Annotated in this window: 12 protein-coding genes; 9 read left to right on the forward strand and 3 right to left on the reverse strand. The window is 27.5% G+C overall.

The window, feature by feature from the left end; all coding sequences use genetic code 11:
- The first annotated feature begins 350 nt into the window (after nt 1-350).
- The 8 genes from BINT_RS02665 to BINT_RS02695 all read left to right on the forward strand — a co-directional run bounded on the left by BINT_RS02665 (nt 351) and on the right by BINT_RS02695 (nt 12,067).
- Nucleotides 351-2,687, forward strand: a complete 2,337-nt coding sequence (locus BINT_RS02665) for a BspA family leucine-rich repeat surface protein (RefSeq protein ID WP_014487015.1) — start codon at nt 351-353, stop codon at nt 2,685-2,687.
- 796 nt (nt 2,688-3,483) lie between these two features.
- Nucleotides 3,484-6,255 carry an isoleucine--tRNA ligase gene (gene ileS, locus BINT_RS02670; RefSeq protein WP_014487016.1) on the forward strand — a complete coding sequence of 924 codons (2,772 nt, stop codon included), beginning with the start codon at nt 3,484-3,486 and terminating at the stop codon, nt 6,253-6,255.
- Between the two features lie 253 nt (nt 6,256-6,508).
- Nucleotides 6,509-9,325, forward strand: a complete 2,817-nt coding sequence (locus tag BINT_RS02675) for an Eco57I restriction-modification methylase domain-containing protein (RefSeq protein ID WP_014487017.1) — start codon at nt 6,509-6,511, stop codon at nt 9,323-9,325.
- A gap of 70 nt (nt 9,326-9,395) precedes the next feature.
- Nucleotides 9,396-9,671 carry a hypothetical protein gene (locus BINT_RS02680; RefSeq protein ID WP_041177197.1) on the forward strand — a complete coding sequence of 92 codons (276 nt, stop codon included), beginning with the start codon at nt 9,396-9,398 and terminating at the stop codon, nt 9,669-9,671.
- 179 nt (nt 9,672-9,850) lie between these two features.
- Nucleotides 9,851-10,012 carry a hypothetical protein gene (locus BINT_RS14785; protein WP_014487018.1) on the forward strand — a complete coding sequence of 54 codons (162 nt, stop codon included), beginning with the start codon at nt 9,851-9,853 and terminating at the stop codon, nt 10,010-10,012.
- A gap of 2 nt (nt 10,013-10,014) precedes the next feature.
- Nucleotides 10,015-10,209 (forward strand): hypothetical protein, encoded by a 195-nt coding sequence (locus BINT_RS02685; RefSeq protein ID WP_014487019.1) that lies wholly within the window; start codon nt 10,015-10,017, stop codon nt 10,207-10,209.
- A 62-nt stretch (nt 10,210-10,271) separates the two neighbouring features.
- On the forward strand, nt 10,272-11,264 hold the full coding sequence (locus BINT_RS02690; RefSeq protein ID WP_268741614.1) for an STAND family AAA ATPase: 993 nt from the start codon (nt 10,272-10,274) through the stop codon (nt 11,262-11,264).
- Entirely contained in the window at nt 11,261-12,067 is an 807-nt protein-coding gene (locus tag BINT_RS02695; RefSeq protein WP_041177199.1) for a hypothetical protein, read from the forward strand. The genes BINT_RS02690 and BINT_RS02695 overlap by 4 nt, the downstream gene beginning before the upstream one ends.
- A 593-nt stretch (nt 12,068-12,660) precedes the next feature.
- Here BINT_RS02695 and BINT_RS02700 read toward each other — a convergent pair.
- The 3 genes from BINT_RS02700 to BINT_RS02710 form a co-directional block, all read right to left on the reverse strand.
- Nucleotides 12,661-12,903 carry a DUF2442 domain-containing protein gene (locus BINT_RS02700; protein WP_014487020.1) on the reverse strand — a complete coding sequence of 81 codons (243 nt, stop codon included), beginning with the start codon at nt 12,901-12,903 and terminating at the stop codon, nt 12,661-12,663.
- A gap of 2 nt (nt 12,904-12,905) precedes the next feature.
- Nucleotides 12,906-13,160 (reverse strand): DUF4160 domain-containing protein, encoded by a 255-nt coding sequence (locus BINT_RS02705; RefSeq protein ID WP_008722843.1) that lies wholly within the window; start codon nt 13,158-13,160, stop codon nt 12,906-12,908.
- A 277-nt stretch (nt 13,161-13,437) separates the two neighbouring features.
- Nucleotides 13,438-14,055 (reverse strand): HD domain-containing protein, encoded by a 618-nt coding sequence (locus BINT_RS02710; RefSeq protein ID WP_014487021.1) that lies wholly within the window; start codon nt 14,053-14,055, stop codon nt 13,438-13,440.
- A gap of 171 nt (nt 14,056-14,226) precedes the next feature.
- Here BINT_RS02710 and BINT_RS02715 point away from each other — a divergent pair, with 171 nt between their 5' ends.
- On the forward strand, nt 14,227-14,439 hold the full coding sequence (locus BINT_RS02715; protein WP_234944348.1) for a hypothetical protein: 213 nt from the start codon (nt 14,227-14,229) through the stop codon (nt 14,437-14,439).
- Nucleotides 14,440-14,574: the final 135 nt, after the last annotated feature.

Below are 14,574 nucleotides of genomic sequence, written 5' to 3' on the forward strand. Positions count from 1 at the left end.
AATTTTTTTAATTTTAAATATCTGCAGGGCTTTGCCCCGCACCCCACTTCTTTTGGTGTCCCAGGCGAAGCCCGCCTACGGCGAGAAGCAAAAAGACTATATTTAGCTTAAGTTAATAACCTATCTTACATGTAAAACGATTTTAGTATGATTTAGTACTAATTTTCTACTTGCACTTTCGCCGCAGGCGTACTCCGTATGGTTCTTTGACGCTGTCCGCCTGTGGCGTGCTGCGGGAAAAAGAACAATAAAAAAATTGACAAACTTAAAAATTTTTAGTATATATTTAGTTAATAGAAATTCTTAAATAAATATATTATACTGTTAAGATAAAAATTACGGATAAATATATGCATAAATACAAACCAGAAATTTTAAAAGAATTATATGAAATAGTACAAGATGAAAGTATTTATTTAGGCGATATAGACACGAGCCTTATTAAAGATATGAGCGGATTATTTTCAGGAAGCGAAAGAGAAGATTTTTCAGGTATAGAAATTTGGGATACTTCAAATGTTGTAAGTATGAACTCAATGTTTTCTTTTGCCCGTAAATTTAATCATAATATAAATAACTGGAATGTATCTAATGTTGAAGATATGGGCTATATGTTTAGGTATGCAATTAAATTCAATCAGCCTCTTAATAATTGGAATGTTCATAAAGTAAAAATTATGAATTATATGTTTAATGATGCTATGGAATTTAATCAGGATATTTCATCTTGGAATGTTGAGAGTGTTAAAGATATGACTTGTATGTTTGAGGGATGCAGTAAATTTAATCAGCCGCTTAATAGTTGGAATGTATCTAATGTTGAAAATATGTATTGTATGTTTGCACAATCTTTTGAGTTCAATCAGCCTTTAAATGATTGGGATATATCAAATGTTAAAGATACATCATATATGTTTTATTTGGCTTCAAAGTTTAATCAGCCTCTTGATAAATGGAATGTTAATAAAGTAAAAAATATGAGTTACATGTTTGGCGGTACTTATAATTTTAATAAGTACAGTTCTTTAGAAAATTGGGATATTAGTCAAGTTAATTCTATGGAAAATATTTTTCAATTCTGTAATAACTTTCAAAATTTTAAAAATTTGAAATGGACTTTATATTTACATGTATTAGGTGATTATTATTACGGTAATGATATTATAAAAGACAATTTGAAAGAAGCTCATAAAATAGCTTCCGAAAGTAAAAATAAGAAAATAATATCTTTCAAAAGAAAATTAGAAAATACTTATTATAATGAATTAAAAGATTTATCAGATTTAAAAATTTTTAAAAGTATAGAAGAAGCAGAAGATTATATTGAAAATAATTTAAATAAAAAAGATGAAAAGAAAGTTGATTTTATAAAAGAAGCTAGTGTATTAATAAAAGATAAATCAAGAGAAGTTAATATAAAGGTAATAAAATACATATATTTGAAATATTTAGAATTAAAGAAGTATATTTATCGTATTGTTGAAATTGATTCTATTATAGAGCTGCTTGATAAAGAAAGTTTTTTGAGCTTTGCTTATAATATTTATAAAGAAACAGATAAGGAAACAGCACAATTAATTTATGGATTATATGGTGGCTATGAAGCATTAGAAGAAATATACAAAAAAGACGGCGAATCAAAATTATTTTTTAATATATTATCTTTAAATAAAGAAAATGAATACACCATTAAAATATTATTTAATATATATAATAATGCTAAAAAAATGGCAACAAAAAACAATGCTTTAGATATTTTGATAGAAATTGCAAAATATAAAAAAAATCCTTTTTATAATTTAGAATTGAAATATAATTCAAATATTGGCTTTGACAAAAATAGCGAAAAGATTCTTGATGAAAATTATAAATTAATACTAAACAATGATTATTCTGTAAGTATATTCGATATAAAAGAAAGTAAAATATTAAAATCTATTCCAAGAAATTTAGATGAAAACAAAAAAGAAGAAATAAAACATATAAGAGAACAAGTTTCTAATATGATAAAAAAATTCTCGTATATATTAAATCAATTACTCATTGCAGGAGATAAATATAATTATGATTTTTTCAAAGAAATATTTATTGATAACCCAATAATGAATAAATTTGACTTATCTCTTATATGGAGTTTATACAACAATAGTAATAATTTTATAACAACATTTAGATATGCAGGAGATGGAAGCTATACAAATTGTAATGATGAAGAAGTGAAAATTGATAATAATAGTTTTATTAGTTTAGCAAGCCCTATCGAAATGGAAGAAGAAACAATTACAAAGTGGAGACAACAATTACAAGATTATGAACTGTCTCAGACTATAAATCAATTAAGCATAATAAATATTGATAAAAATAATTTAGAAAATGAAATAGATAAGCTTCAAAATATAGAAATTGCTTACGGTACTTTCAAAGCCTTTGGAATGAGATATGGTATGTTTCCTTTATATACAGAATATAGAACAATTAAAGAATATACTTTAACTCTTGATGATGGAGATACTTTTACAATAAAAGCAAAAATTAACGGTGAAACTGATTATGCTGATTATAAGGATAAAATCAAAATAAATATTGAATTTACAAATAATGAAAACAAAGAAGTGTCAAAAAGATTTATATATACTTTATTAATATTTATGATATGGGATTTTAGACTTACTGATATGTTTAATTAAGAAATAATATATGTAAAAGAATAAAATATACCTAAACAAATATATTTTGTCAAAAATAAATTTATATTTTTGTTTTTATATCTGGGGCTTTGCCCCAGCCCCCACTTCTTTTGCGACCGTAGGGAGTGCCTGTGGCGTGCCACAAAGAAGCAAAAGGGCTATATTTTATCTTAAATTAATAATTTATATTACATGTAAAACAAAGTTTGTATGCTTTAGTACTAATTTTACATTTGCACTTTCGCCTGCCGGAGGCACGCAGAGCGAGGCGTACTCCGTATGGTTCTTTTTGCGGCGGGAAAAAGAACAATAAAAAATTGACAAACTTAAAAATTTTCAGTATATACTAAAACGATTTCATTTTGCCGACTACTACATATTATATAATTATTATCAACTTTTTTGCCGCACACGCTCTGCGGACTTCGTCAAAGTTGAAAAAAACGCATATACTACAGCTTAATAATTTAAGAATATATGTTAAATGTAATATAACACTATCATTTTATGTCAAAAATGCAGTCTTTCGCCGTAGGCGGACTTTGTCTGGTTCTTTGTGTCAACAAAAGAACTGGGGGCTGGTACTAGTCTCAGAAAATAATAACAATATAAAAACTAATTTTGATAAATTTAAAATTTTTAGTATAAATTAAATGTATTTTTTATTTAAATAATATATATTTTTATATAAAATAAAAACTTGTAAAATTCCTACTTATAGTATAGAATTGAATATCTTTATAAAGTAGTAAAAATTTTATTAAAGAAAAATTTAATCAATGGAGCAAAAAATAAGATGGATTATAGTTCTACTATCAATTTGCCTAAAACCGCTTTTCCTATGAAAGCAGGTTTAAAGGAAAAAGAACCCAAAATAATAAAAAAATGGGAAGATGAAAAACTTTATCAACAACTTAGAGAATTAAGAAAAGGTGCTCCTAAATGTATTTTACATGATGGACCGCCTTATGCGAATGGAGACATTCATATTGGAACATCATTGAATAAAATTATTAAAGATATTATTGTAAGATATAAATCTGCTAAAGGTTTTGATTCTCCTTATGTTCCTGGTTGGGATTGTCATGGTATGCCTATAGAATTAAAGGTGCAGGAGAGTTTAGGAGATAAATATAAAGAAACTTCTAAATTTATAATGAGAAAAAAATGCCGTGCTTATGCTCAGAAATATATTGATATTCAAAGAAAGGAGTTTAAAAGACTTGGAGTAATGGGAGATTGGGAAAATCCTTATCTTACTATGTCGCCTGAATATGAATCTGAAATAGTTGAAGTATTTGCACAGTTAGTAGAGAAAGGTTACATATATAAAGGTTTAAGAACTATTCACTGGTGTATGGATTGTGAAACTGCATTGGCTGCTGCTGAAATAGAATACGATGATAATCATACTTCTACAAGCGTTTATGTAAGATTCCCAGTATTAAATAAAATTAATGATAAATTAGACGGTAATGTTGATGTTATGATATGGACTACTACTCCTTGGACATTGCCTTCAAACATGGCTTGTGCTTTCAATAGAGATTTAGAATATGTTGCTGTTGAAATAGACGGAAGATATGCAATAATGACAACTTCTTTGGTTGATACTGTTCTATCTAAAAAAGATATGAAAGCAGAAGGCAGAGATATGATTCCTGTATCTATGGAAGAGATTGAAAAACTTGAAATAGCTCATCCATTCATAAAAGACAGAAAATCTGCTGTTGTATTTGCTGATTATGTTGAAGCTACTGCTGGTACTGGTATAGTTCACACTGCACCTGGTCATGGTATGGAAGACTATCAAACTGGTATGAATTACGGACTTGAAATATATTGTCCTGTAGATAAAGCTGGAAGATATACAAGCGATTTCCCAGAAATGCAGGGAATGAAAGTAAGAGATGCAAATCCTAAAGTAGTAGAGATACTTGAAAATAACGGTTCATTATATCATAAAGAAAAAGTTACTCACAGTTATCCTATTTGCTGGAGATGTAAAAATCCATTGATATTCAGAGCTACTTCTCAGTGGTTTATGAATATGACACATGATAATATAGATAAAAGAACAGTTAAAGCTTTAGATAATATTAAATGGTATCCAACTTGGGGACATGATAGAATGCAGAAAATGCTTGAAAATCGTCCTGACTGGTGTTTATCAAGACAGCGTTCTTGGGGAGTTCCTATACCTGCATTCTATTGTAAGAACTGCGGAAAAACTTTATTAACTGCTGAGTCTACAAGACATTTTGCTGAAATAGTAAAAACTAAAGGAATGGATGTTTGGTTTGAATTAGAGGCTAAAGATTTACTTCCTGAAGGCACTAAATGCGAATGCGGAAGCTGTGATTTTGATAAAGAGCAAGATATTTTGGACGTTTGGTTCGATTCTGGTGTATCATCTTTTGCTGCACAGAAAACTAATAAAGATTTAGACGGGGTTTTCCCTGTTGATATATATTTAGAGGGAGGCGACCAATACAGAGGTTGGTTCCAAGCTGCAATTTGGCCTTCTATGGCTATAAGAGGAATACCTCCATACAAAGAGCTTGTAACTCATGGTTGGACTTTAGACGAACAAGGCAGAGCTATGCATAAGAGTGCAGGCAATGTTGTTTCACCTTTAGAAGTTATTGACAAATACGGTGCTGATATATTAAGACTTTGGTGTATAAGTGAAGACTTCACTCACAATGCACGTGTTGGTGATAACATGATGAAGGCTATTGCTGACAATTACAGAAAAATAAGAAACACTTTCAGATATTTGTTAGGAAACATTTCTGATTTTGATTTCACTAAAGATAAAATTGAAGTTAAAGATTTACTTCCTGTAGACAGATATGCTTTATCAAGACTTCATAGTTTTATAAAAGTTGCTGAGAAGGCTTGCGATGGTTATGAGTTCCATTTATTCTATCAAAGACTTATAAATTACTGTGTTGTTGAGCTTTCTGCTACTTACTTTGACATTATCAAAGACAGATTATACTGTGATAGAAAAGATTCTGTTTCAAGAAGAAGTGCTCAGACTGTACTTGTTGAAATATTAGATGTATTAGTAAAAATAATAGCTCCGGTACTTCCTTTCACAACTGATGAGGTTTGGGGATACTACAAAGGAGAAAATGCTTCTTCTGTACATTTAGAGTTATATCCTAAAGCTGATGACAATTTAATTGATTTAGAGTTAGAAAAAGAATGGGCTTCAATTCTTAAAGTACGCGATGATGTATTATTATCACTTGAAAGAGCTAGAGATAATAGCACAATAGGTAAATCTTTAGAGGCTTATGTAACAATATGCACTAAAGAACCAGCAACTAAAGAATTACTTACTAAATATGAAAAATATTTAAACGAAATATTCATTGTAAGTAAAGTAACACTTTCTGACAGCAAGGACGATACATTTATAGAGGGCGGCGTTTCTTTCGTTAAGACAGAGAAAGCTAGTCATGAAAAATGCGTACGCTGTTGGGGACATTATGACAGTGTAGGAACAGACAGCGAGCATAAAGAGTTATGTACTAGATGTGCTGAGGCAGTGAGATAATTATATTTGAATATTAAAAAAAATTATATTTTAATTGGGGCTTTGCCCCAAACCCCAGTTCTTTTGGTGACCCAAAGAACCAAAAAGACTGCATTTTTTAGTTCAAATATTTTTATTATTAATTTGTTAAATATTATTAAAAAAATAAAAGGGCGGCTATGAATAATGGCTGCCTTTTTTATTTGTATTATTATTGAATATTTAAGTAAAATTTTGTATACTATATAAAAAGTATTGTGAAAAAGAGGTGTTTATGGCTAAATATAATTCAGCTAAACAAAAATCTTATGATATTATAGGGCATTTAGTAGATAATTTCAAAAATGGTACAAAAAGTAAAAATGAAACTGAGACTAGAAGGTATTATATTGATAAATTTTTTGAGGCTTTAGATTGGGATGTCGGCAATGAAAAAGGTAAGAGGGAAGTTATACATGAAGATATAGTGAAGGTGAAAGGTAAGACTAAATTTCCTGATTATGGGTTTTATTTTAAGGGTAAAAGGGTATTCTTTGTTGAGGCTAAAGATACTAAAGTTGATATAAAAAATGACAGTAAGCCTGCATTTCAGTTAAGGTCTTATGCTTGGAGTGCAAAACTTGGTGTGAGTATTTTAACGGATTTTGAGGAGCTTGCCATTTATGATTGTACTGTGCGTCCAAAAGAAAATGACAGGACTGAGGCAGCTAGAATAAAATATTTCACTTATGAAGATTATTTGAAAGAGGAAGTTTTTGATTATATATACGATTTATTTGAAAGGGATAATGTTGCTAATGGTTCTTTAGATGCTTATTCGGAGAACTTATGCAATAGAAAGGGAAGCGAAACAGTTGATGTTCATTTTCTTAATACTTTAGATGAGCTTAGGACGAAATTGGCTGTTGTGATAAGTAAGCTTAATAAGGAGATGAGCGAGAAGGATATAAATTATGCGGTTCAGCAGATTATTGACAGGATTATATTTTTGAGGGTGGCTGAGGATAGGAATGTTGAAAATTATGGGCTTCTTGCTTTGGCTAATCCTAAAAATAAAAATGAAGATGATTTTAAGAATTATGGTTTTAATGCTGAAAATAGTTATTATTGTAATTTGAATTATATTTTTGATAAGGCCAATGAGAAATATAATTCCGGATTATTTAATGAAGATGATATAGTAAAAAATTTAAATATAGATGATAAAACAATAAAGGAGATAATAGAGGAGCTTTATACACCTAGGAATCCTTATCAGTTTTCAGTGATACCGGTTGAGATAATAGGGAATGCTTATGAGCAGTTTTTGGGTAAGACTATCACTATAGGGAAGAACCATAGTGCGAAGATAGAATTAAAACCAGAGGTGCGTAAGGCAGGAGGGGTTTATTATACACCTGAGTATATAGTTGATTATATAGTAGCGAATACGGTTGGGGAGGCTATAAAGGGGAAGAAGCCTGAGGAGATAGCGAATATAAAAATATTGGATCCGGCTTGCGGCAGCGGAAGTTTTTTACTTGGGGCGTATAAATATTTACTTAATTATCATATTGAATATTACAACAAGATAAAGGACAGGGCGAAGTTTAAGGGTTCAAAAGAAGATGTAATAAAAGAGAATGGGGATTTAACAATTTGGATAAAGAAGCAGATATTACGCAACAATATATTTGGAGTGGACATAGACAGCAATGCGGTAGAGGTAACGAAATTATCATTACTTATGAAATGTTTGGAGGGAGAGAGTCCGGCGTCAATACAGAACAATCAGGATTTATTTAATGAGCGAGCTTTACCGTCATTGGAGGACAATATCAAATGCGGTAATAGTTTAATAGGCAATGATTTTTACGAGAGTCAGTCGGTGCTTTATTTTGACGAGGAGACGCAATATAAAATAAATTGTTTTGATTGGGAGGACGAGTTTAAAAATATTTTTAAAGGGGGCGGTTTCGATGTGGTGATAGGCAATCCGCCTTATGTAAGAATACATTTATTAGATAAAATACAGTTAGATTATTTTAAAGATAGATATTCTGTATATAAAGGTCAAATTGATTTATACAGTCTTTTTATAGAGAAATCTATATCTTATTTATCAAAATCAAATGGGGTAGTTAGTTTCATTGTTCCTAGATTTTTAAAATTTAATATAGATAGTGAAGAAGTAAGAAAATTATTTTTAAAATATAATATTAAACAATTAGTAGAAGTTGGAAAGGCTTTTAAAAATGTTAGTACCGAGTGTATAGTTTTTCTAGTTTCAAAAGATGATAAAAAAGAAGATATAAAAATATATGACTATTATCCAAATAAAGATGTTACATTTGTAAAAACTATGGATAAAAATATGTTTTATAATTTTCCAAATATAATTTTTAATACAATAGTTTCAGAAGAAGAAATAAATATTATTAATAAAATGTTATCAATAAGTGTGAAAGTTTCAGAAATATGCAGTTTAAAAAGAGGTATGGAAATTGGTAAAAAAGATATTAGAGAAAATAAATCAGGCATACCAACTTTACTAGGTGAAGAAGTTTCAAAATATCAGATAGTATATGAGAATACATATTGTTTAGAAAATCACAAAGAAGTATCAAGATTAAAGTTATTTTCAGAAGTAGAAAAGATTTTAATTAGGAGAGTTGCAAATCAATTAATAGCTACTTATGATAATGAAAATTATTATTTTATTAAAAATTTATATTCTTTAATTTCCAAAGATTATAATTTAAAATATATATTGGGTTTACTTAATTCTAAATTGTTAAACTTTTTCTTTAAAAAATATTTTACTACTAAAAAAGAAGATATATTCCCAGAGATACAAGCATATCATATTAATGAATTACCTATATATAAAATAGATTTAAATAAAAAAGAAGAAAAAGAAAAATACGATAAAATTATAGAATTAGTTGACTCTATGATAATTCTAAATAAAAAGCTTATATCAGAAAAAAATCCTAACTCTTTAAATATGATAAATAGGCAGATTTCCGCTTGTGAAAAACAACTTGATAATTTGATATTTTCTATTTATAATTTAAATGATGAAGAAAGAAGGATTATAGAAGGAGATTAAATGGAACTATAAGAGGTTTAAATAAAATTATTACATTATTATAATTTATATAAATTACAAAGGAGTTATGATGATTACAGTATATAATAAAATAGGAACTTCAAATGAAAATCCACCAAGTGGTTATAATACTTGGAAAGAATATTGGGAAGATAAAAAAGAAATAAAATTTCAAAAGTGCTCTAATTTAGCTTGTAATAACGATGCTGAGGTTGGAGCTCATGTTTATCCTAATTATTCTCATGATACGACATATATAGTACCTTTATGTAAAGAATGCAATTATATTTATAATCAATCGCCTATGAATGTAGAACGAATAGATTTACTTAGACTTAATCAGTAAATTATTTATATATTAATTCTTTTATTGATAAAACCGTTTATTCTATTTATAATATATCGGAGGAAGAAAGAAATATTATAGAAAGTTAGTAATATGAACTGTAAATTGTGTAATTTTTATAAATAAGTGTTATAATTAATTATTATTTTTTTAATTGAATATATTAATAGGAGTTTATCATGAATATAATTTTTGATGTTACATTAGGTGATATTATAGGATATATTATAACAATAATTGGTTTTGGATTTGTTGGGGTTAACATTAATAAAAAAATAGATCAATCTGGGAGTAATGTTGGAGGCGATCAAATTGGTGGGAATAAAAAAGAGGTTAAATAATTATGTCAGATAAAATAAATCAATCTAAGAGTAATGTCGGAGGCGATCAAATTGCTGGGGATAAAAATACTCAAATTAATATAACTCAATATTTAGACAATATTTTGTGTGATAGTGATGTTAGTATTTTTAGAGAGGATTTTAATGAGTTTTTAGAAAATACGGAATTATCTGTTTTATCATATGAAAAAAAATAAGATTATCTGATTTATATATTCCTATAGAATTAAAAGATGAATATTCTAATAAAAAAATTAGTATAGAAGTATTAATGGATATGATGGAAAAAAATCCTAAAAATATTCTGATAAGTGGTGATAGTTTATCAGGGAAGAGTTCTTGTATAAAATATTTAATAATGAATTTATCAAATAGTTTTACAACAATATTTATTGATGGTAATGGTGATATACAACTTCCTATTAAATCTCATATAGAAAGAATGAAAAAAAAATGTTACAATCGTATTCCAGATAATGAAACTACGATTGTATTTATAGATAATTTTCATCAAATAAAAAATTCAGATAAACGTAATAAAATTTTGGAGTTTTTTAATAAAGAAAAAAACATATATTTAATAATAACAACAGATAAATTGTACAATTTACAAATAATAAAAAATTCTATTTTTGATACTAGTTATGAAATATTACCTTTAGGTTATGCTCTAGAAGATAAACTGATAAATAATTGGTTAGAAATTGTTGATTTTACAAAAGAAGATTTTAATCAAAAAAGGATATATTATTCTTCATTGATTAATAATATCTTCTTAAAGTATACAATGCCAAGATATCCATTTTTTTTCTATACAATTTTATATTCTTTATATAATAATACTAAAGGTTTATCTGTAAATATTACTTCAGAATATTATTGTTATTATTTTCTAATATCGCAATGTTTACTAAATGCTAATATTGAATTAAATCAATTTGATATGTATTTAAATATTCTTTCAGAAATATCTTATTTATTTTTTAAAAGAATTACTAGTAAAAATATAAAAGATAAAAAACTAAAAGAAGAAATGATTTTAGATTTTTTAGAAAATGATTATAAAACTAGATATAATATAAATGAAAATATATCTATAGATAAAATATTGTCAAAACTACATAATGCTAAAATTTTTGTCTATTCAGATATTAGAGAATATCATTTTGCTTATCCATATATATATTATTTCTTTTTAGGAAAATATTTTTCAGAAAATTTAAATGATAATATGGAAGATATAAAAAAATGATAGATAATTTACATATATTAGAAAATTCATATATTATTATGTTTTTGATATATAATACAAAAAATTCAGATATATTAGAATATTTAAATTCATCTATATTATCATATTTAAAAAATGAAAAAATAATGACATTAAAAAATGAAGATGTAAATCATTTAGATAAATATTCTGAAAAAATATCAAATATAGTATTAAGTAATATTGATATTGAAAAAAACAGAGAAGATCATTTTAAAAGAATGGATAAATTTGAAGAAGATTATAATCTAAACACTGATATGTATGAAGAAGCTGATACTTATGACGATAATTTTCTGGAAATAAAAAAATCAATTAAATCAATAGAGTTAATGGGATGCATAATAAGAAGTAGACATGCTTCTTTACTTAGGGATAATATATATAGATATTTTACTAATTCAGTTATATTATCTTTAAAAATTTCTAATAATTTATTTGGTATCTTACAAAAAGAGGAAAAAGAATTTGTAAATTGGATTGAGACAAAAATGTTAGAAGAAGATATAGATAATATTAATAATATAAAAAATATTGTAGATTTTATAGTTTATCAAATTTATTATCTAATATCAATATTTACCATAAAAATATCTTCTCAGTATTTATGTTCTGAAAATTTAATATATTGTATAAATGAATTAAAAGAAGAAATGCCTTTACCAATAATTTTTTTAATAGAAAAAGATATAAAATTAAATTATAAACAGAATGTAGATACTAGTGAAATAAGAAAAATTTTGAGTGATAAAAATATTTCTAAATATGTAAAAAAATATATATAGATTTGATTACTTCATACTGTAATATAAATAGAATTAATAAAAAACTTTGGAGGAAGTAGAAAAAATAATAGGTATATATTATGCTAAAAAATAGATGTAAATATTATAATTAAGTTTAGTATATAAAATTTGATATTTAATAAAAAATATTTATGTTGTGATTATATTTTTAATTATTTTTTTATTTTATGTTGGGTAATCAGCCGCACGTATATTGTACTTTCTGTAAGTGTGAGCGTTACCGTGCGGGAAGGTGCTACAGCTCGTAGTTTTTTCGTGTTTTTTCTAAAAAAGTTACTGTTTGTAGGCTTATTTTGTTAAAAATGTTTGTTTAACTATAAGGGCGTACCCTCACCTCCGGTGGACTTCGTCCGGGTATTTCCTCGCTACGCTCGGTCAGTGGGGGTATATGGTAAATTTTCAAAAAAATTATTTCTGGGTTAGTTTCTGTTTGTGGGTTAGTTTTTATATTTTTGGGTTGGCTTTTTAGTTAATTTCTTTTTGTTTAATATTGGATAATAAGCCGCACGTATAGAGGTCTATCCTTAATGGTTTGCAGTACCGTGCGGGAAGCCCCTACGGCGAGTAGTGCGTTAGCTAGGTGAGTAGTATAAAGTATTACATGATATATCCAAATCATCGTTCCAAGAAATGCCGTATCCGCCAACATCTACTTTTACAAGATTAAATAAAGTCTTGTCATTCAAAATTTCAAATTCTTTATGTTCAGAAATTAATTTTTTTATATCATAATATTTTATTTCTTCATTTTCAAATATTATTTCTAAAATGAGGTTATCTAAAGCTTTAACATTTTTAATTTTATGGAAAGTCATAATTACTCCAAAGGCTCTAATTGTTTAAAGTTTTGCGTATTCCATATATTTAAAAGTTCGTCTTGATTATTTTTAGCCCATTCCAATACAAGAGAACATGCTTTATTAGGTAAATCACCTTCTATCATTTTTAATTCATTGATATCAATAACCCCAACATACTCACCATATATAGCATGAAAATGCGGAGGATTATGCTCTTTTTGCTGAAAATACATTTTGATAATGATACCATAAAATCTTGATATAACAGGCATTTTTTAGTCCTTATTTTTTTATTATTAATTTTAACATGCAGATTATCTTTTTACAAATTCTTATTTTTGTTTGATGTTGGATAATAAACCACACATATATTGTACTTGCTGTAATGGTGAGCGTTACCATGCGGAAAGCCCCCGACCGTAGGGAGTGCGTAAGCTAGGCGAATAGTGGGTAATCAGTCGCATACCCTTCGGGTACTTCCTTCGGTCGCGTATAGTTGACTGTATGTAAGTGTGAGCGTTACCGTGCGGGATGCCACACGGCAAGTGTTTAGAAAATATTGTCTTTTATGTTCGGAAGTAAATTGTAAATTGAAGTTCCTATAGTACTTTCAAAATACGATTTTATTTCAAATACCCTTTTCCACCTCAAGGCACTTTGCGGAAATGTTCCATATCTTAAAGCAGCATCAACGAACCTTTTTTCAAGCAAACAAAATCCAGAAGGTAAAGCAAGACAATCGCATAATTGAATAAGTAAATCATAATCATCATATACAGCATTGGCAACGAAATTTTTTATGAAGTTGAAATCTTCTTCAGGCATATCAAATTTTCCTATTGCAGTATTTACATCTTGTATCATGAAAGCATGAGTTATGCATATTTGAGCCATTTTCTCCCAGCCGTAATTAATGCAGTATTTGTACCCGTCTATTAAATGCCTTTCTACACTTATACCAGTGTATCTTCCTATATCATGCAAAAGCCCGAATATGTAGGAATTGTCTTCATCTAATTTTTTATTAGTTGATTTTTTATTGTATTCAGAGGCTATTATCCTCGCAGCTTTAGCGACATATCTTGAATGTTCAGCCCAAGGAGTAGGGTTTGATTTGTATGCTTTGTTTAACTCGTATTCGGCTCTTTCTAAATCTAATATTTCCATAATTATTTCCATTTAGATTAATTATAATAATACAACTTTTTGATGAAAAATAAATATTTATAGGGAACTTTTATTATAATTTTTTCGTCTAATAAAGCAAATAAAATAATGGGTAACTAATATGTTAAAAAAATCACTTTTATAATTTCATCTATATTATCACTTTTTTTATTGAGTTCATGCTCTCCAGCATTTGACAGAATGTTTCATACGCCTCCATATCATCCTCATGCTAGGAATTATTTTGACTTTCCAATGTTGTTTGGGCCTCATTTTGGTATTCATGGCATACTTAGTATTATAATAAAAATATTAATAATTGTGGCATTAGTTTTCCTAGTAAAAATGCTTTATAATAAGGATAAAAACAATAAAAAAGAATAGTCAATTTTATATTATACCTAAACAACTATATTTTGTCAGAAATAATTTTTTTTAAATTTTAAAGATCTACAGGGCTTTGCCCTGCTAAGCACACATACGTGCCGCGAAGCGTACCCGTAGGGTAAGCCCCCACTT

The organism is Brachyspira intermedia PWS/A (genome assembly GCF_000223215.1).
In the GTDB taxonomy this organism is placed as follows: domain Bacteria; phylum Spirochaetota; class Brachyspiria; order Brachyspirales; family Brachyspiraceae; genus Brachyspira; species Brachyspira intermedia.